The following is a 23,720-nucleotide window of genomic DNA, read 5'->3' as shown; positions in this document are numbered from 1 at the left end:
TTTCACTATTTGGCTATTCGACTTCATTATTTCGAGATCACTTTCACACCTTCAATAATCGTTCCCATCACTTCACATTTGTTTGCCTAAGTTCAACATCTATTTAATTTCCCTAAGTTCAATTTTTATTTAATTTCCTTAAGTTCAAGATCTATAATCGTTCCCCTGGGTTCAAAATTCGGTTGTTAGCATTATAACAAAAAAAGCCGTCCCGAAGGAACGACTATGCTGTATGCATAACATGTAAACGTGGCAGACATGCTTCATCTTGTCATTGCACTATTGCTGCTGACTGCGGTTTCCCGCCCCTGTCTTTCTATAGGGTCAACTGAGCAATGACTCTGCACCATCAATGACAATCTCTGCACCCGTAATATGCTTGGAGGCATTCGAAGCGAGAAAACTCACCAGATCGGCCACATGCTCAGGCTGCCCTGGTCCGTCCGCGAGTGGCTGCTGCCCCTCAGGAAACTCAATGGGAATAATAATATCCTGCAGATCGTCCGTTTTAATGGTACTTTGATCAATATTAGTTGCAATGGCGCCAGGACAGATGACATTAACCCTGATCTTGAATTTCGCCAGCTCGAGAGCTGCCATTTTGGCAAAAGCGACCTGTCCTGCCTTTGACGTACTGTAGGCTGACATTCCGAAGCTGGAGAAACGCTTGTTTCCATTAATCGAGCTCGTAATAATAACGCTGCCCCCGCCACGTTTTTTCAGATGAGGCAGTGCATATTTCACAGTGAAAAACGTACCGTCCAGGTTTGTTGTAATGATCTGCTGCCAATCCTGCACCTGAATTTCCTCGATTGGCGCGGATACTCCGTTAATACCTGCATTGGCAAATACGATATCCAAACCGCCAAACAGCTCTACCGTTTCAAGCACAGCCTTTTCCACCCGTGCCGGATCAGATATATCTACATCAAAGGCTCTCGCGGCCCCTTCATGCTGTGCATTAATTTCTGCTTCCGTCTGTGAGATCCGATCATTCACCAGATCAAACAGTGCCACATGCGCTCCTTCGTTCGCCAGCTTGAGTGCTGTTGCTTTCCCAATACCGGAGCCCGCTCCAGTAATGATCGCTACCTTGCCTTGAAACTGGGGCCTGTTGCTGTGTTGTGTCATCACTTAGTCACTCCTTCGATTTGGAAGTTATGTAAGAAGATTCGATCCAACCTGAAGTTTAATCAATTCTTCACAAGATTACCCAAAACGAGCAGCTTTTAAATCAACACCCGCAACAATTTTCAAATAAAATTTACCATTCGATTTCGATGAAAGCGGCATCATCTTCCAGACCGCCCGTATGGGCGGCATCCAGCAGCACCTGAATATGCTCATCTGGAATGTACGTATCAATGGCATCCAGATCATTCAAGCCATCTGTATACAATTGAAGACGGCAAGCATCATTGGACGAAGCTTTCGTTTCAAAAACATGAGGTTTGCCACCTACAGGACCTTCGCGTGTAGACCATCGTTCATTGGTGCTGCAATGCTTCTGAAACTGCTTGGACTGCTCCTGGCCGTTACACCAGAGCCGGATTCTGGAGTCACCCTGCCAAGCGAGCCATACCTTGCTTTTACGTCCACCCGAGGTCAGCGCAATGCGCCCACATACATACATCGCCTGGCTTCCCTGGCTCCGCTTCTCCATTAATACCTCCCGCAGCAGAAGCGGCGAGCTGTCCAAAGGCTGTAATTGTTCAAGCTGCTTGGAAGCCGCATCTGTTACGTCTTGAAGGTAACGTTCAATGCCTTCAGCTGTAAGACTGGGGGTCTTTTCCATCCATTCCAGCAATGCGTTGCCCAGAAAACGGGCTGCAAAATCACCGAGATAACTCATACCAACTCCATCACATAATACAAAATGACAGACATTGTCCTGCATGCGAATTGCAACAAAGTCTTGACCTGCATCACCTTGATTCATTGTCTCCGCTGCCCGGCCGTATCCATATCTGCATTTCAGCCTGCCCTGATAACGTGTCAACGGCTGCTCTCCCGTCTGCACGCTTACATAGCGAAAATGTTCATGCCCCTGTTTGGCATGACCTGCCCGATCACTGGCAGACAATGTAGCCATACGCATCGCTCGCATGATTCCCCTCCTATCTTACAGGTGTCGCAGCAGACATCTGGAATCCAATGGAAACCAGCTCTGCACAAGTGCCAGGCAGCATCATGAGCGCCCCCGGTGCAAGTAAATAATCGGCCTCCACCAGCATTTCACGATAGCTTTCAGGCAGCACGGAGGACATGTTGCGTAATTTCTCACCATGCTCATCCTGAAGTATGGTTTCTGGAGAGATGCCCTTCCAGCGTCTCGGTTCTGTAATAGGCCCTTCCAGCAGATGATCACTAATAAATATGTTTTCCACCAGAACGTTGCCATCGGGTACACTCATGCCCATAATGCGTTTGGCAATCGGCTCCGGGTCCTCGCCTGTCGCAACGCCGTCCGTCATATGACATACGAGTGGAGCAGGGCAGTCCTGCATATTCGGTATTTCTGCCTGCAAAATTTTCTCCGCCTGCAAAAATGCTTTCGCTGAATCCGAGAACCGTCTTGGGGTCAAATCAGGCAGTGAGCCCACTGCGGCAATCTCGTCTATTCCTTTAATGCCGTTTAACACATCATATACGTCATCACTGTATGCCAAAATAGCAATCCGATACCGCGGCGTCAGCCGATTTCCCTTGGTTGAACGAAACACCATCTGCCGAATCGCCAAGGATAAAGCATCATATACGATATCAATTCGCCGTCGATTATCCAAAACCATATTCATCGAGGCGCTGATATCAATCAAATAGATAATAAGTGCAGGGGTGCGCTGTGATGCTTGAATTGTATAGTTCATCTAGAGTGTGTCACCTCTATTATTTAATATAAAGTTACAGGTCAGGCAGCGTATACTTGGAATTGCTCAAAAATTTGTTGATTGCACTCATTCGTGCAGCCACTTTTCCTACCCCCTTGAAATACGATGCGTCCGTATTGTACAGGTTTTTAAAATCCCGGGCATAAGAAAGAGCATTATCCGTTTTTCTGCCTTTTTGTGCGTTATAAGCTTTGTTATAATGTGCGATCAGTGTTACCACGTTTTGTGCACGCTTTTTCTTGAGTGCTTCCTTCTGAGCAAGCTCTTGCTTTCGCTTCGCTTCAGCCTCTGCCTTTTGTTTGGCGATTTTAGCATCATTTTCTTTTTTCCACACCAGATACGCCTCGTATTTGGCCTGCTGATCGTATTTTTCCTGCAATGCCTTTCTGGCAGCTTCTTTCTTCTGCTGTTCCTGCTTCGCCAGGTAATCTTCATATTTTGCCTGTTTATCATATTTTTCTTGCAAAGCCTTGCGTTCTGCTTCTTTTTTCTTCGCTTCCGCTTCTTTTTGCTTGGCTTCCGCAAGCTTTTTCTTCTCCTCGGCTGCAAGCCTCGCAGCTTCAGCGGCCTTTTGCTTGTCAGCCTCTTCCTGCTTGTGCTTGGCAGCAGCAGCCTCCTCAGCGGCCTTTGCTTCAGCCAAACGCTCAGCTTCCTGCTGTTTTACCTCAGCCTGATCGGCAAGAATTTTAACTGTAGGCACTCCCCCGGCCAGCAGCACAATAAGCACCGCTGAAGAGATCATGAATTTTTTGGAACGGTAAAATGGAATCGGTGCCGGCTCTGTGCTTTCCTTGCTTCCATGAATCCGTTCCTCCAGCTCCTTGATCGCCGCCTCCACTTCCATCTGCATCGCACTGTTGCTCGGAATAAAGTGATACAGTGAGCGGTATACCTCCAGTGCAGCAGCCGGTTTGTCCTCATCCTCCAATGCTCTGGCTTGAAGGAACAAACGATTCACCACAGCTTCCTGTTCTGGAGCCTGTTTGGCACCTGACATACCAGCGGCAGTATTGCCCTTATAATCAGAATGTCCTGCATCGTGCTCAGTTTCCGTATCCCCAGGAACTTCTGACAAATGCTGTGCATCATCTTGCACTTCGACAGGTGGAACCAGAAGCGCTTCCGCCTGTTCTGTATCTGCAGCGGCAAGAGCAATGTACCATTCACCAAAGGTTGGACAGCTGCTCAGGTCATGGCTTTCCCAAGCCCGGATAAAGAGATCCGATAATTTGGAGCCCCAGCGTTTCTCCAGAGAACTCCGCATAGCAAAATAACGCTCGCTGGCAGTCTGCATCTCATGCTGATCAAAATAGCTTTCTCCCCATGCTTTTTCGACAATGACCGGGTCTGACCAGCACAGCATCTCCGCAATAATGACAGCACCGGCAAACCTGTCGGCATAAGAGCTCCACAGACCACTATGCACCGTACGATGGGCTGCATAACCGGGCGAGCCCGCTAGCAGCGCATCTGGCCTATCCATCTTGGAACCATACATCTGCTCGACATCAACAAGTTCAACTGCAGAAGTCAGCTGCGAGTTCTGCACTTCGGAAAAAAACGGAATCATTACATTAGGCGCAGACAGATCACAATGTGCCAGTCCGCGCTGCTCCATCGCAGAACCTGTGCCCGCAAGTGCTCTTGCCAGCTTCAGGCTTTCTTCCGATGTCAGCTGTTTTTGGTCACTGATCACATCGAACCAGGTCAGTCCCTGTACCCATGGCATCAACACGGCGTACAGCAGATCAGGATGTTCTCCAATAAGCGCTCCGTTTCTTTCCGGAGTGAGCACTTCACGTCTGCATACCTGCAGCCCGGGCAGTTCACTGTATGGCTCCATATGCTCAGACTGATATACCATCGCCGGGATACGAAATTTCGGAAAAAATACTTTTAGTGCTTTTGCCCCATGCACGGAGCCGCCGCGGGGAATTAACTGATAAACAATCCCTTGCCTCCCGGCTTGAGCATAAGCAAGCCCCGGCGCAGCCGGATGCTGCCCAATCGTATAGGCAATGTCGTTAATCACCACTTCATCCCCGGGATTCAGTTGAAAAGACATGCTTATCCCTCTCTCTGTCTTTGTGTCATAGTTGCAACAAAAACCGGGCGTGAATACACCCGGTTTCGCTGTAATTGTACAATCCTTTTTCTTGATAAATTGCACAACCTTGTTCTTGCTGCCCGCATATATTCAAGGCGGTTGTATGGCTCTCATCGCCCTGATCTATGTACAGCAGATTAACGAGCTTGGTCTGCAGTGCGGAATTTAGTCGCAATTGCTGACAATTCTGCACTGATGCTGTTAAGCGTTTGAACGAAAGACTGCATTTGTTTGCTTGCTTCCTGGAACTCCTGGAAGAAGCGCTGCTTCGTCATACCTTCCCATTGTCCTTCCATGCTCGTGATGGATTGAGTCAAAGTAGATACGATCTGCTGACTTTGCTCTCCACTTTGTTTGAATTGGTTAGACACCTGATCCAGTTGTTCCGGGGTAACTAAAATACGTCCTGCCATTGTTAAATTCCTCCTTGATGTGTGCAATTGTTTTGGTTTGTTCAAATTGTACTATACAAGGATCGATCGGACAAAAGCCGAAGGACCTAATCCTATTTACCCCATTTTTAGCCTATGAAACTTCAACTAACAGCCTATTTACAATTAAATTTAATTCCTGTTGTACTTTGGTTTCGCAGCATGCTTAAGAAACTACAGGTTCAGTTCCTCTCCTGTCCCGAAAGGAAGGGTCTCTAAATCTCCAGGCGACAGGCTCAGGCTGCATTGCCTGAACAAGAGTAGCCGGAGAACCATCAGGCGGGGCTGTATCCTGTATTCGATACACCGCCGCCATAGCGGAAAGGGGATCGGATACAACAGCTACATCAGCAGCATGAGCAGGCAGAATTTCGCTTGCACTGCTGCTTTGAAGAACATTCAGCATGTTGACTGCATTACCATAGGCAACGTTGACATGAGTCAGCACGGAACGATAATCCATATCTACTTGTTGGAACAACAATGCCTTGCGACCTAACAGCATACTTAAGTCCATCAATCGACGAAGAGCATCTTCCCCCAGACGTTTACTGCGATCCCATTCACTCATCACCGCCGCACGGGATTCGATATCCCAATCCAGCGAATGAATTGCCTGATCCAACACTGCCATTTTTTGCTGTATTTGCTCCGCTGCATACTGAATCTGCCTGCTCAGTGCCCGAAGCACATCCGGTTCCACACGAATGCGCATTTACCATCACCTTTCCTCTTCCCCTGCAGGCTGTTTAAGCCAGTCCAGCAGCATTTCGTGAAACTGTTCTTTTGTTGTGAGCGCTGCAACAAGCCAATCATCCGAAGCTGTTGTGCTCATGCGGAATAACCAGTTAGAAGCCGGACTAGCGGTGAATGCGGCCGACTGTGACCGCCATCCCTCCTGTCCCCATACGAGTAACCGCAGCTCTCCATCCGATTGCTTGCTCATCAGGCAACGGGCCAGAGCAAGCGAGCCTTCAGGATCACTCGTTTCCTGTGAGAGCTCATCTGTCAGAGACTGTAGCTCAAAGCCCTCAAGACCATTCATCACATCGTAAAACTTTTTCTTGGAACACATTAATGCCGGTTTCTCCGCTGGAGAATGACCACTCCAGTTCATCCGCTCAATGAGGATATCAATGGCTTCACGTACATTGCCCAGATCAAGCAGACGGAATGAATCAGAAGCATCCGAAGCGCGGGTGACTTCAACGACCCGTTCATCTGTACAATGAATATAACTTTCATGCGACTTGCCACAAACAGTATAGCGAAGCCAGCATGCTCTGTCCGACAACCCGGCTATAGCTACTCTGGAAAAAACGGTTGGAGTCATGATCAGCTCATTGGTATCTTGATCCTGAATCAAGTAGCCTTTATCCAGCAAGGAGGTTTTGACACGCTCCCACTCCATGGCAATTTCCTCTGCCATATAACCGCGAAACGGATCTTCCACCCCCAGCAGCCGATCGGAACCGAGTATGCCGGCAAGGAAAAACAGTTCCTTAATTTGCAGTGTGACTACCTTTTGCTTAGAATCATGAACCGTCAACATTATGAGCCACCTCCCCTCAAACTACAACATGCCATCGGTCACGAATTTCAGAAATCCAATTGTTCATCTTCCAGCTGTTATCGCATGGAACTGCACCTTTAACCCTGCAATATTTGCGTTTTATATAATAACCCTGACCTGGTGGCAGTACCTTCAGCCCACTTGTGCTGCCCCCGGATTCGGAATAAGGAATACGGAAGAACGATAAATCATTAGGGTCCAAAGTCCCGAACAGTAATCCACTCTGAGAAGCTTTTACATCACTTACCCAATCGGAGCCGAACGTTGGAAAGTCTGCAGGCACGCCAGATAGAATAACATGAATGCCCCTGTCTCTTCCTTGACGAACAATGACCCCGAGCTGATCTTTTACATTAAAGTCAGTCAGCTGTTTAGACAGCGTATCTGCGTCGTCAACGACGAGCACGATGGCCGGCCCTCCCGCAATCTCCCCGCGTTTCAGAACTTCATCGTACAACTCCTGAATGACAGGTGCAAGCTGTTCTTCTCTCGATACATGTCCACGGACATGAGGCAAACTGCTGATTTCGCCCAGCCCTCCTGAGCCATACCTCATATCAACGGTGTATATTTGCACATCCTTTGGTGAAGCGTGATAGGCAAGAGACAACATCCAGGTTTGCAAAAATGTCGTTTTGCCCCCCTCCATCGGACTGGTCACCATAAAGTGCGGGCCTTCACGCAGATTCAGTTCAAACGGCTCCAGATCGTCCGTAAGCAGCCCGACGGGTACATTAACGCTTGAGGTCTCCCAAGCCTTGCCAAAGGAGCCTGTGCGTACAAGCAGGTCCTTCAGCTTGATTTCATCCGGAAGCGGTGCAATCTGCGGTGCTTCTTCCCCTGTCCAGCCCTTGCGAATCGCTGCAATTGTGCGGCGAAGTGCAGAAGAGCGTTCACCTTCATCCGCTCCGGTAGAAGGCAGTGCAGCCTGAAACATCAATGGAGGCACCTGGCCTTTCACCAGACCTCTGCCGGGAGGCAGCTGACTCGGGGCCTTGGACGGGCGTCCTACCGCATAATAATAATCACTCGGATCAGACAGCTCGAACGAAACTGCATTCGGAATGTTGCTTCTGAATTTTTCAAAAATATCCGTTACCCGATTCGCTGTGAGCACAAAGGTGATGCCCAGACTCCCACCTTCACGCAAAAGGGTCTCTAACAATTCATTTTCGTCCGGGTAAGCATTACGGAACGACAGATATCCGTCAATAACCACTACAATCTGTGGCACAGCCGTATGGGCTGTTCGACGATATGCCGAAATTGTTTTAACGCCTGCCTCCGAGATGATATCCTTGCGCTGTGATGAAATTTTCAAAATGTAATGGAATAAGCGCTTGATCCGGTCTTCCTCTTCTGCCATCATCACACCGCCGATCTGCGGCAAGCCTGCAAAGTCCTTCATCATTCGGCCCATGTCAATAATGTATCCATTCCATGGCTCGGTTCGCTCCGTGCTGGCCAGAGACATGAGCAGCGTCTGAACAAACGTTGTTTTGCCAAGACCAGGCATTCCGTATACTACGAGGTGCCCTTGATCCATAGGCAGGGCCAGCGGCAGTTGACGCTGATTCGGCAGGTCATCCAGCATACCTACGACTGATTTGAGACCATTTGCGCCGGCGTCAAGCAAAGACTCACTCTTGCCCTCCTGTTTCCAATCATGCAAGTTCTCCATTTCCAATGTCTCCGGCAGTGGTGGCAGCCACGGTCCAGGCAGTCGATCAATGCCCGCATCTGCGGCCGCCTTGGCCACATAATCAATAAATACCTGGAGCTGTTTAGGAACATCATCCCCTTTAAGCACGGCTCTTCGCTCACCAGTCAGGAGAGGCTCTCGCTTGCCATTCAGACGTACCTCCATGACAGGCAGCACCGTCGACGTATCCTCCTGCTGGTTATACGGCGCTCCGCTCCAGGCGAACTGCATCTCTTCAAAAACTTCATCACTGCCGACCTGAAAATAACCTCGACCCGGTTTTGTAATCCAGGCCGCATTCGGAATTTTGATCATATCCCGGCTGTCTCCTTCACTCTGTACACGAAGACAGATACGGAAACGCGAGTTGCTCCATATTTTATCATCCACAACACCGGCAGGCTTCTGGGTTGCCAGAATGAGGTGAACACCCAGCGTCCGGCCAATGGCTGCAATACTGATCAGCTCATCCATAAATTCCGGCTGATCCCGCTTTAATTGAGCGAACTCATCAATAATAATAACGAGATGCGGCAGCGGCTGCTCATGTCTGGATCGCAAAATTTTGTAATACTCATCGATGTGCTGCAGATTTCCAGCATCATTCAGAATTTTCTGTCTTCTGACCAGCTCGGCCCGAAGTGAAACATTCGCCCGCTCGATCAGATTGCCGTCCAGATTGGTAATTGTGCCTACCACATGGGGCAGATCAACAAACGTATTGGACATGCCGCCACCCTTATAATCGATCAGCATAAATGCAAGATCATGAGGATGAAACTCTGCAGCCAGCGAAGCAACGATGGACTGGATGACCTCACTTTTACCTGAACCGGTCGTGCCAGCAATCAGTCCATGTGGGCCATGGCCTTGCCGCTCGATTTTGTCATGCAGGTTAATCGCTATTTTCTTGCCCCCGGCTCTTACTCCCATCGGTACGGGAAGAGTATCGGGGTAGCGGGTCTGTTCCCAGCGGGATACGACATCCAGATCTTCCACACGCGAAGTGCTGAGCATATCAAACAATGGCAGCACCTGTGGAATCTCCGAAGCAGAGGAACGTTTCAGACGAATCGGTGACATATAACGAGACAATGCCTCAGCCATCTCCCTGGAGATAGCATCCGGCTTGTATGGCTGTTGAATGACATCAGCATCTTCCGTTTTTTTGATATACAGCCCTTTGTCCTTGCCAGCCTCCATAATTAACTGACAATGCATAGGAAGTGATTGTTTGCGGTTCGCCAGTACAATTGTGCACACATCAATCTCTTGCGCAGCCTCCAGCAGCAGCGGCAGCAAAGGTTCCTCTTCAATCAGCTGGGTGTCGGACAGAATCACAACATAACATGGTGTTTGCACCGCTTTTTTATATCGGTCCTCTTTATTGTTGCGACGGCGGTTTAATACGGAAAACAAGCTGTCCGCCAATTGATGCGCACTGCTGTGCCTGTCAGCCATGTACCGCTGCCCCTGATCCTCATCCCAGATATGCGGCAGCCAGCGGAGCCATTCCCATTCCTTCGTATCCTTTTCTTCATAGAAAGCAGCCAGCTTCAGCTCGTCAGGTGAATGCCTTACCGCAAGCTGGGATACAATGACCCGGAGTGAAGCCATAACTTCTTCCCGATCACCAACAAGCCCCATCACCTTGGACTCGAACAACGGCAGCGTGATGGATGCATCCGGAACCGTCTGGAATTCAGCAGCGAGCTCGTGTGCTGCTTCAATCAGCTCATCCTTTTCATATCCATCAATACGCGGAACCTGCAGTTTGATCCGAAACGGAATTTCTCCTGTACCAATTCGCACCTGCAGGAAGTCATCATCCTCCGGCGAGCGCTCCCAAAGCGAACTGCTGCGGTTCTTTACAATCTGCAAACATACGGACGGATCACCATGGATCTCATGCAGACTCTTCACCTGCTCTGCCTGCGCTTCCTTCAGCTCTTCACGGTGTTTGTCCAGTTGTGCAAGGTACATCGTTTTGCGTTCCTCGATCTTTTTGCGATAGGTCTTTTTGTTGCTAAGATAGACGAAAAAAGGAATCGTGTACGATGTGAGCATCATCATAACGGTCATCATTTGAAACATCATATAACTGCTGTTGTTCATTTTGCCGGTCATATTGATATATACATAAAAACCGATGCTGACCATTGTCATCATTACGGGAATAATAATTGAGATCATCGAAAACGTAGGTTTGTTCGGTTCCGAAGGCGGCCTGAGAATTTCGAGATTCTCTTCCTTTAGAACCGGTGTCATTCTTGGAGAACGCTGATATAACACATTCACGAAGAAAAGACCTCCTTTTAGTCGTTCATTTAATGAATGATACGCCTTAGAGCGCTATTCGTTGCTCTCTTGTTGAAATAAGGAGCGTCTTCCATAGATCGGCGCCTCTTCGGAAGTGGTTGAAAATGCGCGCTGCACACGCACACAGCTTCCCTGACGAAGCCCTGTTTCCATTAACTGCTGGGTATTCTGCGGGGTAAACCATAGTCCCTCCGGAAATTTGGCCTCAAGAATATATTGAATGCCGTCTCCCGGGGCCTGCCCGAAAATGCGCACACCCAGCAGCGTCTTCAGATGTTCAATGGTACATTCATCAGGAACATCGATGTCAAACCATTCGCCTTCCTCCCGGCCGGAATACACGGTTAATATCATGTGAATCCCTCCCAAAAGTCTCATATGTAAAATGTCCTAATGTCAGATTAAATCAAAAAAATGCGGATGAAACGGTATTCCACCCTATTTTCTTATATAACCCCCCTGTTTGCAACGTACCAGCTGTAATTTTGTTACATATGACCCACGTATATATTAAAATATCGTCCATTCGACTCAGAACTTTCGTGTCATTGTTTGATTTAAGAAATGCAAAGATGCGAAAGTTTCGGACATTCTTCCATTTATTTGCAGATTATAGTATACTAAATAGGACTTCTAATGCTTCGCCCACAATTGAATTGTGAACACTTTTCAAACTTTATGCACCTTTATGTTTTCATAAGCTGATTTTAAGGTAATTTTAAGCATTGGTATTTAATATTACCTGTATGAAATAACTCTCGTGAGGTGATTTCAAGTGAGAACTCTAATAACATTTCAAAACAAATCAATCCCTGTATACTTTAATCAAGAAAACAAACAACCTGTGCAAAAAACATTACGCTTGCTTAGCAGTGCTTTGGAACACAAGATCAGTAACGGTAAACGCGCTTTGCAAAAATGTCTGCACTCTTTGATTAGTATTGAAATTGTAGGTGGCGAAGCGATCCTTCACAGCCGCAGTGAAAATGACTCTCTTGCTTTATCTTTATATTGAAGAACACATTGAAGAAGACCCCGTTCTCCTTCGCTTATACGTTACCATGAAAAAGGAAGCCTCCCCTCAAGGGACAAGCTTCCTTTTTCGCATGAATTGCTGTTTAACTCTATTCGCACACATTCCTGCTTAGTTACATCTTCTCCAGAGCATAGGCCACCTCATGCTCCTCCGCAATCTCGGCTTTTCGAATACGAATAACAAATAGTCTGACCAGATTGGCTCGTGTATGTTCTTCCTGACAGGTATTTATTTTTCTTAAAATAAAGCGGTCAATGGACATGAGTTCCAAGCCCCTTTGCCATATATTTACGGAGCACTTCGTTCCGTGTATCCATAAATAACCAGATCAAGACGAACCCAAACAGCTTTTTTCACGGAAACCGCACCACATCTGAACCGGTTGTAAAATGATGCAAAAGCCTGTCCCAACAGCGTTGAGACAGGCTTTACACAACTCTTGTCGCTTTATAGCGAACACACCTCTGTGACAGGGAACACTCCCCATGCTTTCCTGTTTATTCGACTCATTTCACACCCGGATAGTCGCGATGTTGATGCTGCAGACTGATCCAGCGTGTACGTGTAAATTTATCAATGGCCCAGTCTCCGCCGAAACGGCCGATCCCTGACGATTTTTCACCGCCAAACATCACATGAGCTTCATCATTTACCGATTGATCATTTACATGCACCATACCGGATTCGATCTGCTGAGCTGCGTGATAACCACGCTCCAGATTCGCCGTAAATATCGAGCCACTGAGCCCGTAAGGAGTATCGTTCGCCAGTTCAATGGCCTGCTGTTCATCCTTTGCTTTCATAATTAATGCGACCGGGCCAAACAGCTCCTGCTGCACAATCTCTTGATCCGGCTTCACATCTGCAAGCACTGTCGGTTGAAGCACGGCCTGTTCATGTGTACCTCCCAGCAGCAGTTTTGCACCTTCTTCCTCAGCCTGTTTCACCAGTTTCAGAAGACGCTCCACCTCTTTTTGGCGAATCAATGGTCCCACCAGCGTGCTCGGATCAGCAGGATCACCCGCTTGAATGTTTTTCGCTTTGTCTACAAACGATTGAAGGAACCTGTCGTAGATATCCGCATGCACAATGATGCGATTAAGCGCCATACAGATCTGTCCCTGATGAAGAAACTTGCCAAACACCGCAGCCTGAGCCGCATGCTCAATATCGGCATCTTCCAAAACAATCATGGCGTTGTTGCCGCCAAGCTCCAGTGCAGTTTCCTTGAGCTGCTCACCCGCGAGCTTGCCGATGCCTCTACCGACTTCCGTAGAGCCTGTAAACGAGATTACCTTGGGAACCGGATGGGTTACAAAATAATCCCCGATTTCGCTGCCGCTTCCGGCAACAACATTTAATACCCCTTCTGGCAGGCCAGCCTGTTCAAACAGATCGGCAATCAGCCAGCCCGCTGTAATCGGAGTATCCGATGCAGGTTTGATGACAACACCGTTACCGAGTGCAATTGCTGGCGCAACCGAACGCAGACACAGATGCAGCGGAAAGTTCCATGGCCCGATGACTCCAATAACACCTTTGGGCTCACGTACTACACGATTTTCCTTGCCAGGCGTATTCGACGGGAGCAGTTCTCCTTTCATCCGAAAAGGAAATGAAGCCGACTCGTCTACAACACGTTTTGCCGCTGCAAATTCCGCTTCTGCCTTGATTCGTGTGCTGCCTGATTCCGTGATGAGAAGCCGAATGATCTCTTCCTTTCGTTCGTACATCAAGGAAGACATCTTGCGAAGCACCCCTTCCTTAACGGATGGCAGAGCTGCCTTCCATTCCACTGCACTTTTTTTCGCAGACTGATACGCCCGGTCTATGTCCTCTTTACTGGACGAACGCCATACAGCGATCACTTCATCCGTGTACGGATTGATGTTCTCAAGCATTTTTTCACCTGTGCCGTCCACCCATTTGCCTGAAATATATTGCTTCGTCCAGGTTGCCGCTGTACGTTGATTATCCATTAAAGTCATTACGCCACGCCTCCGATCCTTAGATTAGAATGTACATATGAAAAAACGATGTCTCATTCATTAACCTCGTTCGAAGTCAGGCAAACGGTCAAATCAGACCAGCCATAAGCAACCTCTGCCACATCCTCATCCCCGATACGTATCTGCTGTGTATGAACAGGAATTCCCCCCAACTTTTCATAAAACCGGCAAGCCGGATTACGCTCCAGCGCCCAGATCAGCATCGTGCGCATCTGACATTTCTGAAGATGTTGAACTATCCGCTGGACCAGCTGTCTGCCTATTCCTGATTGCTGATAAGACTGCAGCAGGTAGATAGCATAGAGCTCACCATCATAAGGAAGTTTCCCTTCCCGTTCCTTTCCACCGCAAGCAAAACCGACAATCTTCCCATCCCGCTCCTCCGCTACAAGCAAAATCTGATCTTTTTCGCCGGAGCGTATTTGCTTCTCCCACTACGGCAATCTCGATTCCGTCGTCAAATGATGCAAAACATGATCGGGCACAATTCCTCGATACGTTGTTTTCCAGCTCTCAGTATGTACATAAGCGATTGCCTGTGCATCCCCCTGACGCGCTTGTCTGATCCGTATCATGGTCTTACTCCCTTCTCCATTTTCTTCTCATTCATTTGAGGTACAGTATTCTGGTGAGATACCGCAATCCGGCCTAGGGCCGGATCGTGACTCTCGTGCCTACAGGCACCTTGGAGGACAGGTCCAGCACGTCTGAATTGTACATACGAATACAGCCGTGGGAGACGGACTTGCCAATGGACGAGGGCTGATTAGTGCCGTGGATGCCATAGTGCGGCTCGGACAATCCCATCCAGAGCACACCGAAGGGGCCCCCGGGATTTTCTTGTTTATTCACAATGGTAAACTCGCCGCTTGGCGTCTCTGTAAGCATCTTTCCCGTGGCTATGGGATATCCCTTTACAACTTGATCTCCGTCCAGCAGATATAACATATGGTCGGACAAATCTACGATAATTCTATAATTCGGCATGTTGTCATCCCTCCTGCCCTATCCTATGCAAGGCAGATGCGGATTTCCCCGGCTACTGTCAATACTGCTCCCAATCCTTGACCCGATGTGCGTGCTTGGCCTTGCGTGTTTTGGCCGGTTTGCTTGACGCTGTTCGTTTTCTTGAAGCCACCTCTTCCTTGCGACGCTGATACTGAAGCTCCTTCTGCATCTTGAGAAAGTTGCTCAGCCGCTTTGCCTCAAGCTCTCCGTTCTCGATCGCCTCTTTGACCGCACAGCCCTCTTCTTTTGTATGGCTGCAATCCATGAATTTGCATGCAGAGGCCAGCTCTTCAATCTCGCCAAATGCCTGAGACAGCCCATCTTCGCCTTCATCCCACAGATGAAGCTCTCGCATGCCCGGTGTATCGATCAGGACGGCTCCCTGCGGCAATACAAACATCTCCCGATGTGTCGTTGTATGTCTGCCTCGACTATCCCCTTCACGAACGGATTGTGTAATCTGCACCTCTCTGCCCATCATCCAGTTAACCAAGGTGGACTTGCCGCTTCCTGATGACCCAGTAAGTGCCACCGTTGCCCCAGGCTTCAGATACATATCCAGCTGCTCTTTACCTTGTCCCTCGATTGCCGAGATTGCCAGCACCTCTACTCCCGGAGCAATGCCCTCCACCTGACTGATTCGTGTCAGCACATCGTCACAGAGATCACTTTTACTCAGGACAATAACGGGTCTTACGCCCCCATTCCAGGCCATTAACACATATCTTTCAAGTCTTCTGAGATTAAAATCATGATTAAGCGCAGCAACGATCAATAACGTATCTACATTGGCCGCAATGAGCTGCTCCTTCGTTATCGGCCCTGCAGCCTGTCTCGACACACGACTCTGACGCGGAAGCAGATGATGAATAATTACTTCCTCACCCGGCTTGCACGCTACAGCTACCCAATCACCGACGGCGGGGGATACGCCTGACTCCAGACTCTCATGCCGAAGTCGTCCTGACATCTTGCCCCAGCATTCTCCGTCTGCTGTAATCAGGCGCTGCATATGTCCATGATCCGCTATAATTCGGGCAGGCTGTCTGGAAGCCGCTTCCTGCTGCTCCTCTGTCCATACTTTCTCCCATGAAGCAGACCAACCATATCTTTGAATACCGTTCTTTTCAATTTCGATAGTGCTCCCAATAACCTCTTTTATACTACTGCTTTCAATAACCTCTTTTATACTACCGCTCTCAATAACCTGTTTATTATCTTGATTTAAAATAAAAATTCCTCCCAGATCGTTTACATTTACGATTTAATGTTTGCTCATTTAAGCATCTTTCGTTTTTCAATTCGTCCTGCTTCTCCGGTTACAGATCCCAAACCAAAAAAACCACGAGCGTTTACACACCCGTGGCAACTTCAAGTTATCCGAAATAAAGAGAAGGCTGCACAGCATATGGAATAACGGTTGTTCTGCATCTCCTCCATTATCCAAACCTGCCCATTCTTCCCTCATCGGCACAAAAAAAGCCACGGGTACGTCACCCGTGACTTTGTCTGAAGGTCATATCATTATTGCATCACATAAATAGGTCTATCCCTACCTGCTATGCCAAAATGAATGTGCCCTGATCCGTTCCGGAGACGCTGTTTTTATTCAAGTCCACGTATAATGCCGTTAGATTTGTCATTTAACATCGCCTCCCTTGTAGAATATGCCATCATGTTACACAGTCATGCATATAATTGTCAAGCCTATTTCGAATTGCATTGGAATTATATTTGAATTGAGAGCGTTCTTTACTCTAATTCACCTGATCCCAGCGGGTCCACATTTCACGTGGATTCAGCTCATACACTCCGTCTTCCCGGTACATGAACTGATGCATAATAAACTCCCGCCTGAGGGTGGCAAAATCCTCGTGATACTTCTGAATAAACGCATTGATCTCCTTCTCGCTGTACTTGCGTCCGAATTCAAGCTGCTCCACCAGATGCTCCAGCACAACCAGTTTTTTCTTGTATTGTGCCGGAATCTGGCGAAGCCGGCCATCCTTGGAGAAGAAATTTCTCATGATGGAGGCTTTAAGTGTCTCGTTAACATCGGTCATATCAGAATGCTCCTTTCTTTTGAAAATAAAATCAACCGAGGCCTGCGCATGCTCCCGGATAAACGAAGGGTTTAATGTGAAATACACCGTATTTTTCTCTCTCCGCTCCTGAATGAGCGCAGCTTCTCTCAGCTTGGCTGCATGATGTGTCACGGTTGGCTGCGACAGGTTCAAACGCTCAGCAAGCGCTTGCCCATTCAGTTCTCCTTCGGACAGAAGCAGCAGCATTCGAAGCCGGGTAGGATCAGCCAAGGCTTTGTGATAAGCCACTATTTTCTCCAGCTGCATCATTATGCACCTCTCCATTAATTAGATGATCATCTAATTTGATATTAGTCTATTGTTTTAGGGAAGTCAATCTTATCGTTTATTTGATTTTTATATTCGTACTCCTGCGTGAAAACTGGCATTGAAGTGTTATTTACGGTAGGATTATATTGCTTGCAATGAAGGAGGATTATGAACATGGAAGATGTCATTATTATTGGCGGAGGCCCGTGCGGTCTGTCCGCGGCAATTGAGTGTGAACGGGTAGGATTGTCAGCGGTTATCATTGAGAAACATAATATAGTACAGTCCATCTATCTCTATCCAACCCATATGCAGTTTTTCAGTACAGCCGAGCTGCTCGAGATCGGGAACGTGCCGTTCAGCAGTCCGAATGACAAGCCGTTTCGTTATGAAGCACTTGCCTATTATCGCAAAGTCGCCGAACATTTCGGCCTGCGCGTTCATAATTATGAGGAAGCCCGTGAGATTCAGCGCAAAGAAGATGGCACATTCGAGGTACATACAGTTAACCGGCGCGGCGAAGCTATTGTACATCAAGGTCGTCATGTCGTTGTAGCGACAGGCTACTTTGATCACCCGAATTATCTCGGTATTCCCGGAGAAGAGAAGGAAAAAGTAACACACTACTTCCGTGAAGCCCATCCATATACTCGGACACGCGTAGCCATTATTGGTGGAAGCAATTCTGCCGTAGATGCTGCCATGGAGCTTGTCCGGGTCGGAGCACATATCGATATGGTCTACCGAGGCACAGGTCTGTCCGACCACATTAAACCTTGGGTTCGTCCATTATTCGAAAGTATGGTGCAGAAAAATCGCATTACACTGCATCTCGGCTCAAGGGTAAATGAAATTCTGGATGACTCGATTCGCATCGTACACGCCGACGGTTCAGAAAGCGAACTGGACAATGATTTTGTGCTCGCCATGACCGGATTCAGACCGGATCGCCAGCTGTTGACTTCCATCGGTGTAGAAATGTCCGAAGATATGGATAAACCGATGTACAATCCGCAAACGATGGAAAGCAGTGTACCCGGCATCTACGTCGGCGGTGTTATCGCATCCGGGCGTAATGCCAACGAAGTATTTATCGAGTCAGGTCGCTGGCATGGGCGATATATTGCAGAACATATCATTAGCAAGTCAGAGCATATGAACAGCACATCAGGCGCTCAATCCGGGGAGCAATGAAATCAATGGACATGACCTCCCTCCTGCTGCTTGGGTTTGCGGCACTTGGCATTATCAGCAGCAATACCCCGGTGACTGTTGCGATGGTATTTTTGCTGCTGCTTCGTGTGCTGAATGTCAATCAGGCCTTTCCTTGGCTTGAAAAGTATGGACTTACCGTGGGTATTATCATTCTTACGATTGGTGTCATGGCACCACTTGCCAGCGGTAAGATCAGTCTGCAAACAGTCGGTGAATCGTTCCTGCACTGGAAATCACTGCTCGCTATTGGCGTAGGCATGCTCGTTGCCTTCCTCGGCGGACGAGGCGCTTCGCTTATGACTGCACAGCCCACTGTTGTAGCAGGCCTGCTGATCGGCACTGTTCTTGGTGTTGCCTTGTTCAAAGGGGTACCGGTCGGACCGCTGATTGCTGCAGGTATTCTGGCCATGTTATTAGGCAAATCCTGAACCGCAGCATAACCATGTACACTTTTGCGGATTGGATGTATTTCCCACAGTTGTATGCTATACTTCTATTCATGCAATTCAGGTACATGCATCTGGTGCAAGGAAACAGCATCTTTCTCCTTGTCAGATGAATTGATCAACGACAATTATCGTCCTCAGGAGGATTCAGGAACCATGTCACGTCCCTTTGTTACCGAAGCCGTGATGGTGGCCATCTACGGTCAATTACTTGCGCCACCAGCGCCTGTTGAATATATTGTTCCTTACACCACCATCCTTGAATTATATGAATTTCAAAGCAGTGCTGATCCGATGATGGATAATCCTGCAGATGACCAGCACGTGAAAACTAAAATCGGTGAAATGATCTCGTACTTCGAGGAACCTCTAAACAAGAAAAAAATCGAACGAGCGCTATCTGTTCCTTGGGCCAAAAGCCCTGCAATCCTGTTCGGCGACCAGGTATCCCTTACGATTATTAACGCGATGGATACTGCTCAGTTTGGAGAATTCTTTGATCCCATTGAGACAGAGCTACTGCTCACCTCCCAACGTCTGGGCATTCCTATTTTAACGGATCAGGTTGAATTGATCGCCCGAATTATCGAATCGGAATCTCCGGTACGGGTATTTGATATTGATGATTTTGATTTTGCTATGGACGATGAACCGCTCGATCAAGTTTGATTCGATTTACAGAGGTTTGGACAGAAGGACGGAGCAGATGAACTGGGTCATACAGCTGAGTATGTTTACAATAAACGCCAAAAGACCTCGGTATCCACTTTTACAGCGGATATCGAGGTCTTTGATATTTTCTGGATTCAGAAACTTAGAAACTCAGATCTATCCAATTTCTCAAACCTGAATTCTGAGCGAGTACATTTGATGTGATCTCTGGAATAAACCTGATGGATTTCTTTTGATTTTGGAAAAAGCAACAAGATAAGTTCAATCTGGCGCTTGTACTGCAAGATCTGAACGCTCCAGCAGGGTTTGACTGATTCCATTCATAGCTGGCAGTGAGGTCGGGTCGAAAAACTTCAATCCCGCATCGCTATTCACTCTTGCCTCCACCAGATCATCCTGAATGATTCGGGCATGGAACAGGGCAATAACATCATATTCTTCATCCCCGTTGGCATGCACTTGCCGCAGCTCCGGGCCAGAATATAACGCACTAAAGGTCATGAAATCCGTTGTCCATCCTGTTTCTTCCCACAGCTCACGATGTGCAGCCCCCTCAATCGTCTCACCAGGACGCATCTCTCCAACAGGCAGACGCCAATGCCCTTGTTCGGCATGCTGGATGAGCAGCAGCTCACCCTGTTCATTTGCAGCCATAATAGCCGCTTTGACCACAATATTTGCCCGTTTGGCAATATATTGGCCTATATCTCGCGCTGGCAGATTCACTCCTCATCCCTCCTTCCAGTAAAAGACGGTGGTCAACCATAATATAGTCCTGGTCCGGGCTAAAATGTATGATGGCAACAGGTTTCGAAACGGAAACAACTCTGTGTCGATTGAACCAAATCCATCAGCTATAAAGAATCCTGCTCAAGCTGCTTCGGCAAAATATAAAACGATCCCGGTTTCGCCAATTCCTGAAAATCCTGTTCGAACCCTGCCAGCCTCTATCCGAGTGTGCTCTAACTCTGCTCCAATTCAGGTCCAACGTCAGTTAATGTTGTGTTGTCGATCTTTCAAAGTAATTCACCGGCTAACGATCACCAGAAACCTTAATTGTACACTTTTTAGCCGTTTCCGATTCTAACGATCCCCAGGAACCTTATTCTCTCTGCAAATGGGATACAACGCATCAAAACAGTCCATTTGCAGGAAATAAGGTCTGTGCGGATCGTTAGAATTCAAAAGAGTTAAAAAACATGCAAATAGCGTTTCCTGAGATCGTTAGAATCATCTAACTGATGTCAGAAGAGGGATAGCCATGGATAGCCTCGAATTGCCTTGGATTGCTTTGAATTTCCATGGATTACTTTGGATTGCCTTGGTTTCATACTCTCTGCTGTTTAGTGTTCGAATAGTTAAGTTTTAACAGTTAAGTTTGAACCGTTATGTTTCTACTGCACTTCTGTGTAACGGTATTCAATGTCATGGCCTTCATCAACGACATCGACATGTAGCTGATGCCCCTTCAGGTACCAGTAATCGTGATCCTCCATAAAAAACTGAATGCCGGATACTTCCGTTTGTTCGGCAGGATGTTTTGGCTTTTCCACGGCAATTCCGAGCGAAAATCCCGGGTGAAGACCTCCGCCAGAGCTGTATCTTGCAAAGAAGCGGATGCTGTCTCCTTCATTCAGGTTCAATTCTTCCTTGTACCAACGAGCAGCTTGTTCGGATACATGTATGGTACTCATATGCTGTCAGCTCCTTCTGTGTATATATGTTACATCATATCGCTAGAGCGTCCTGAACACAAACCCTGTAAATCATGCACAGGCATATTATCTTGTGAAAAATGTTTGACAGATCGTAAAACGCGGTGGTAAGATGCAAACATACGAGGTCTACATTGCATTAATTTCCATTAACAAGAAAGGGTGATTACGGTGTTTAACAGACATAAGCTGGTTCATATTCACACACAATTAAATACCGGAGTATCCCCGAAATCATTATTTCGTTCATAAGACAGCACTTCAGGTGTCTTTTTCAAGACCCTTGTGAAGTTTGCTCACTATAATCTTATGTACGGCGGCGGCTCTGCTCTCGGAGTCATGCTGCCGTATGAAGGAATCAAGACATACCGCCTGCGTGCGGTGTGTCTTTTTTTGTGGGTTAAAAGTGAGATAAACGTGCATTTCAACAAATTTTAACTGTTATTTTGAACGAAAACTGCATTTCTTGGACATCGAAAGGAAGGGATAACACTTGTTCTCTGTACTTAAAAACCTGGCCTGGTTCTTCCGGCTGGAACGCAAAAGATACCTGATTGGTGTCATTTTGCTCATTTTGGTGGGCATCGTCGAATTGCTGCCCCCGCGCCTGCTGGGGAACGCCATCGATGAAATCGTACGCGGCTCCATTACAAGCGCCTCATTAACCCGTTACATCCTGCTGATTCTCGGGACGGTTATCTTTATCTATCTGACAACGTACATATGGATGCACAAACTGTTTGGCGGAGCCAACCTGGTCGAGCGGCTGCTGCGCTCCCGCTTCATGGACCATTTGCTGCGGATGACACCTCCCTTTTTCGAAAAAAACAGAACCGGGGATCTGATGGCTCGCGCCACCAACGATCTTCGTTCCATTGCAACGACCGCAGGCTTCGGTATGCTTACCCTTACAGACTCGACAGCATTTCTGCTGACCGTACTGTTCGCCATGGGTTTCCTGGTCAGCTGGAAGCTGACTTTGGCCGCCATCCTTCCCTTGCCCTTTATCGCGATTGCCATGATGATCTACGGTAAAGCCGTGCATCAGCGTTATACACTGGCACAGGATGCTTTCGGCGACATGAACGATCAGGTGCTCGAATCGATTGCTGGCATCCGCGTTGTACGCGCGTACGTTCAGGAGCGACTGGACGAGAAACGCTTTGCGGATGTGACGGAAGATGTATATCGCAAAAATCTGGCCGTGGCCCGTATGGATGCGCTCTTCGAGCCAACGATTCGGTTATTCGTAGGACTCAGTTATGTCATCGCACTCGCCTACGGCATTTATCTTGTATTTCATAATGAAATTACCCTGGGGGATCTCGTATCGTTCAACATGTACCTGGGGATGATGATCTGGCCGATGTTTGCCATTGGCGAATTAATTAATCTGATGCAGCGCGGCAGCGCTTCCCTGGACCGGGTGAATGAAACCCTGTCGGTTGAACCCGCTGTGCAGGATCGCGAACAGCCTGTTCATATTACGAAGCCGGATGAAATTGTGATGAAAGATGTGACATTCCGCTATCCAAGCTCGACCGTGGATAATCTCAGTCATATCAACGTTGCGCTACAGCGCGGGCAGACACTAGGCGTTGTAGGACGTACAGGAAGTGGTAAATCCACACTTCTGAAGCAGCTGCTGCATGAATATCCAACCGGTTCAGGCACACTCAGCATTTCGGGACATTCCATTGAGGATATTGCCAAGGATGATCTGCACAGCTGGATTGGATACGTACCGCAGGAGCAAATCCTGTTCTCCAAATCTGTTCGCCAGAACATTCAGTTCGGCAAACCGGACGCTTCGGATGACGTCATTATGGAGGCGATTCGTACCGCTGCCTTTGACGGTGATCTTGGCACGCTGTCTGACGGCCTCGATACCCTTGTAGGTGAGAAAGGCATTGCCTTGTCAGGCGGACAGAAACAACGGGTGTCTCTGGCACGAGCCTTTATTGCTGATCCGGACATTCTGATTCTCGACGACGCCCTGTCCGCGGTTGATGCAAGAACAGAAGCCAAAATCATTGAAAATATTCGCAGCAAACGTGCGGGTAAAACAACGCTGATCTCGACTCACCGTCTGTCCGCCATTGAACATGCCGATCGGATCATCGTGCTGGAGCACGGGAAAATTACGGAAGAAGGCACTCACCAGGAACTGCTCGCCAAGAACGGCTGGTACCGTGAACAATATGAACGGCAACAGGTGGAGTCCAATCTGTCCACGTAGGAG

The 23,720-nt window shown here is 47.9% G+C and carries 23 protein-coding genes; 5 read left to right on the top strand and 18 right to left on the bottom strand.

Annotated elements, in window-relative coordinates:
- Positions 1–324: 324 nt before the first annotated feature.
- The 9 genes from ACQSGY_RS09050 to ACQSGY_RS09010 all read right to left on the bottom strand — a co-directional run bounded on the left by ACQSGY_RS09050 (position 325) and on the right by ACQSGY_RS09010 (position 11,377).
- Positions 325–1,131, bottom strand: coding sequence for an SDR family oxidoreductase (locus ACQSGY_RS09050; protein WP_145402722.1), 807 nt, complete (start codon positions 1,129–1,131; stop codon positions 325–327).
- Between the two features lie 133 nt (positions 1,132–1,264).
- The gene (locus tag ACQSGY_RS09045; RefSeq protein WP_427051586.1) at positions 1,265–2,107 is read right to left on the bottom strand and encodes a protein phosphatase 2C domain-containing protein; all 843 of its coding nucleotides are present in this window, start codon (positions 2,105–2,107) and stop codon (positions 1,265–1,267) included.
- A gap of 10 nt (positions 2,108–2,117) precedes the next feature.
- Complete coding sequence (locus ACQSGY_RS09040) at positions 2,118–2,870, bottom strand: vWA domain-containing protein (RefSeq protein WP_110892966.1); 753 nt, start codon at positions 2,868–2,870, stop codon at positions 2,118–2,120.
- Between the two features lie 34 nt (positions 2,871–2,904).
- Positions 2,905–4,956 (bottom strand): hypothetical protein, encoded by a 2,052-nt coding sequence (locus tag ACQSGY_RS09035; protein WP_427051585.1) that lies wholly within the window; start codon positions 4,954–4,956, stop codon positions 2,905–2,907.
- A gap of 179 nt (positions 4,957–5,135) precedes the next feature.
- On the bottom strand, positions 5,136–5,411 hold the full coding sequence (locus ACQSGY_RS09030) for a WXG100 family type VII secretion target (RefSeq protein WP_110892970.1): 276 nt from the start codon (positions 5,409–5,411) through the stop codon (positions 5,136–5,138).
- 184 nt (positions 5,412–5,595) lie between these two features.
- On the bottom strand, positions 5,596–6,144 hold the full coding sequence (locus ACQSGY_RS09025; RefSeq protein WP_216513490.1) for a WXG100 family type VII secretion target: 549 nt from the start codon (positions 6,142–6,144) through the stop codon (positions 5,596–5,598).
- Positions 6,145–6,150: 6 nt separating this feature from the next.
- A complete protein-coding gene (locus ACQSGY_RS09020) occupies positions 6,151–6,981 on the bottom strand; it encodes a hypothetical protein (protein WP_427051584.1) in 831 nt (276 codons plus the stop codon).
- 16 nt (positions 6,982–6,997) lie between these two features.
- Positions 6,998–11,002 carry a type VII secretion protein EssC gene (gene essC / locus ACQSGY_RS09015; protein ID WP_427051583.1) on the bottom strand — a complete coding sequence of 1,335 codons (4,005 nt, stop codon included), beginning with the start codon at positions 11,000–11,002 and terminating at the stop codon, positions 6,998–7,000.
- A 54-nt stretch (positions 11,003–11,056) separates the two neighbouring features.
- Positions 11,057–11,377 (bottom strand): hypothetical protein, encoded by a 321-nt coding sequence (locus ACQSGY_RS09010; protein ID WP_111268942.1) that lies wholly within the window; start codon positions 11,375–11,377, stop codon positions 11,057–11,059.
- Between the two features lie 421 nt (positions 11,378–11,798).
- On the opposite strand from ACQSGY_RS09010, the gene ACQSGY_RS09005 reads away from it, so the two are divergent.
- Complete coding sequence (locus ACQSGY_RS09005; RefSeq protein ID WP_110892980.1) at positions 11,799–12,038, top strand: hypothetical protein; 240 nt, start codon at positions 11,799–11,801, stop codon at positions 12,036–12,038.
- Between the two features lie 133 nt (positions 12,039–12,171).
- Here the strand turns inward: ACQSGY_RS09005 and ACQSGY_RS09000 are convergent, their stop codons facing one another.
- From ACQSGY_RS09000 to ACQSGY_RS08970, 7 genes are all read right to left on the bottom strand, one after another.
- Complete coding sequence (locus ACQSGY_RS09000; protein ID WP_167433928.1) at positions 12,172–12,321, bottom strand: hypothetical protein; 150 nt, start codon at positions 12,319–12,321, stop codon at positions 12,172–12,174.
- Between the two features lie 244 nt (positions 12,322–12,565).
- Positions 12,566–14,047 carry an aldehyde dehydrogenase family protein gene (locus ACQSGY_RS08995; protein ID WP_427051582.1) on the bottom strand — a complete coding sequence of 494 codons (1,482 nt, stop codon included), beginning with the start codon at positions 14,045–14,047 and terminating at the stop codon, positions 12,566–12,568.
- A 53-nt stretch (positions 14,048–14,100) separates the two neighbouring features.
- Positions 14,101–14,463 (bottom strand): N-acetyltransferase family protein, encoded by a 363-nt coding sequence (locus ACQSGY_RS08990; protein ID WP_427051581.1) that lies wholly within the window; start codon positions 14,461–14,463, stop codon positions 14,101–14,103.
- A 39-nt stretch (positions 14,464–14,502) separates the two neighbouring features.
- Positions 14,503–14,643: a hypothetical protein gene (locus tag ACQSGY_RS08985; protein WP_427051580.1), complete on the bottom strand. Its 141-nt coding sequence runs from the start codon at positions 14,641–14,643 to the stop codon at positions 14,503–14,505.
- Positions 14,644–14,716: 73 nt separating this feature from the next.
- Complete coding sequence (locus tag ACQSGY_RS08980; protein WP_145402730.1) at positions 14,717–15,055, bottom strand: L,D-transpeptidase; 339 nt, start codon at positions 15,053–15,055, stop codon at positions 14,717–14,719.
- A 58-nt stretch (positions 15,056–15,113) separates the two neighbouring features.
- Complete coding sequence (gene rsgA, locus ACQSGY_RS08975; RefSeq protein WP_427051579.1) at positions 15,114–16,088, bottom strand: ribosome small subunit-dependent GTPase A; 975 nt, start codon at positions 16,086–16,088, stop codon at positions 15,114–15,116.
- A gap of 745 nt (positions 16,089–16,833) precedes the next feature.
- A complete protein-coding gene (locus tag ACQSGY_RS08970; protein ID WP_427051804.1) occupies positions 16,834–17,427 on the bottom strand; it encodes a metalloregulator ArsR/SmtB family transcription factor in 594 nt (197 codons plus the stop codon).
- Positions 17,428–17,604: 177 nt separating this feature from the next.
- Here ACQSGY_RS08970 and ACQSGY_RS08965 point away from each other — a divergent pair, with 177 nt between their 5' ends.
- The 3 genes from ACQSGY_RS08965 (at position 17,605) to ACQSGY_RS08955 (ending at position 19,760) form a co-directional block, all read left to right on the top strand.
- A complete protein-coding gene (locus tag ACQSGY_RS08965; RefSeq protein ID WP_248061418.1) occupies positions 17,605–18,624 on the top strand; it encodes a YpdA family putative bacillithiol disulfide reductase in 1,020 nt (339 codons plus the stop codon).
- Between the two features lie 5 nt (positions 18,625–18,629).
- Entirely contained in the window at positions 18,630–19,073 is a 444-nt protein-coding gene (locus tag ACQSGY_RS08960; RefSeq protein ID WP_145403750.1) for a DUF441 domain-containing protein, read from the top strand.
- 174 nt (positions 19,074–19,247) lie between these two features.
- On the top strand, positions 19,248–19,760 hold the full coding sequence (locus ACQSGY_RS08955; RefSeq protein WP_427051578.1) for an ADP-heptose synthase: 513 nt from the start codon (positions 19,248–19,250) through the stop codon (positions 19,758–19,760).
- 264 nt (positions 19,761–20,024) lie between these two features.
- On the opposite strand, the gene ACQSGY_RS08950 is transcribed toward ACQSGY_RS08955, so the two are convergent.
- On the bottom strand, positions 20,025–20,489 hold the full coding sequence (locus ACQSGY_RS08950) for an NUDIX domain-containing protein (RefSeq protein ID WP_427051577.1): 465 nt from the start codon (positions 20,487–20,489) through the stop codon (positions 20,025–20,027).
- Between the two features lie 668 nt (positions 20,490–21,157).
- Positions 21,158–21,457, bottom strand: coding sequence for a HesB/YadR/YfhF family protein (locus ACQSGY_RS08945; RefSeq protein ID WP_184180381.1), 300 nt, complete (start codon positions 21,455–21,457; stop codon positions 21,158–21,160).
- A gap of 514 nt (positions 21,458–21,971) precedes the next feature.
- On the opposite strand from ACQSGY_RS08945, the gene ACQSGY_RS08940 reads away from it, so the two are divergent.
- Positions 21,972–23,717: an ABC transporter ATP-binding protein gene (locus ACQSGY_RS08940; RefSeq protein ID WP_216513481.1), complete on the top strand. Its 1,746-nt coding sequence runs from the start codon at positions 21,972–21,974 to the stop codon at positions 23,715–23,717.
- Positions 23,718–23,720 lie beyond the last annotated feature (3 nt).

This window comes from Paenibacillus sp. TC-CSREp1, from assembly GCF_050171015.1.
In the GTDB taxonomy this organism is placed as follows: Bacteria; Bacillota; Bacilli; order Paenibacillales; family Paenibacillaceae; genus Paenibacillus; species Paenibacillus silvae.
The sequence above is the reverse complement of the archived record's forward strand: the minus strand, read 5'-3'. Positions and strand labels throughout refer to the sequence as shown.

Coding starts and splice junctions, on each gene's coding strand:
- ACQSGY_RS09000 (WP_167433928.1), bottom strand. CDS start 12,321: ATGTCCATTGACCGCTTTATTTTAAGAAAAATAAATACCTGTCAGGAA.
- ACQSGY_RS08985 (WP_427051580.1), bottom strand. CDS start 14,643: ATGATACGGATCAGACAAGCGCGTCAGGGGGATGCACAGGCAATCGCT.
- ACQSGY_RS08980 (WP_145402730.1), bottom strand. CDS start 15,055: ATGCCGAATTATAGAATTATCGTAGATTTGTCCGACCATATGTTATAT.
- ACQSGY_RS08995 (WP_427051582.1), bottom strand. CDS start 14,047: ATGACTTTAATGGATAATCAACGTACAGCGGCAACCTGGACGAAGCAA.
- ACQSGY_RS08965 (WP_248061418.1), top strand. CDS start 17,605: ATGGAAGATGTCATTATTATTGGCGGAGGCCCGTGCGGTCTGTCCGCG.
- ACQSGY_RS09030 (WP_110892970.1), bottom strand. CDS start 5,411: ATGGCAGGACGTATTTTAGTTACCCCGGAACAACTGGATCAGGTGTCT.
- ACQSGY_RS09025 (WP_216513490.1), bottom strand. CDS start 6,144: ATGCGCATTCGTGTGGAACCGGATGTGCTTCGGGCACTGAGCAGGCAG.
- rsgA (WP_427051579.1), bottom strand. CDS start 16,088: ATGCAGCGCCTGATTACAGCAGACGGAGAATGCTGGGGCAAGATGTCA.
- ACQSGY_RS08955 (WP_427051578.1), top strand. CDS start 19,248: ATGTCACGTCCCTTTGTTACCGAAGCCGTGATGGTGGCCATCTACGGT.
- ACQSGY_RS09045 (WP_427051586.1), bottom strand. CDS start 2,107: ATGCGAGCGATGCGTATGGCTACATTGTCTGCCAGTGATCGGGCAGGT.
- ACQSGY_RS08970 (WP_427051804.1), bottom strand. CDS start 17,427: ATGCAGCTGGAGAAAATAGTGGCTTATCACAAAGCCTTGGCTGATCCT.
- ACQSGY_RS08960 (WP_145403750.1), top strand. CDS start 18,630: ATGGACATGACCTCCCTCCTGCTGCTTGGGTTTGCGGCACTTGGCATT.
- ACQSGY_RS09010 (WP_111268942.1), bottom strand. CDS start 11,377: ATGATATTAACCGTGTATTCCGGCCGGGAGGAAGGCGAATGGTTTGAC.
- ACQSGY_RS09050 (WP_145402722.1), bottom strand. CDS start 1,131: ATGACACAACACAGCAACAGGCCCCAGTTTCAAGGCAAGGTAGCGATC.
- ACQSGY_RS08945 (WP_184180381.1), bottom strand. CDS start 21,457: ATGAGTACCATACATGTATCCGAACAAGCTGCTCGTTGGTACAAGGAA.
- ACQSGY_RS09020 (WP_427051584.1), bottom strand. CDS start 6,981: ATGTTGACGGTTCATGATTCTAAGCAAAAGGTAGTCACACTGCAAATT.
- ACQSGY_RS09040 (WP_110892966.1), bottom strand. CDS start 2,870: ATGAACTATACAATTCAAGCATCACAGCGCACCCCTGCACTTATTATC.
- ACQSGY_RS09035 (WP_427051585.1), bottom strand. CDS start 4,956: ATGTCTTTTCAACTGAATCCCGGGGATGAAGTGGTGATTAACGACATT.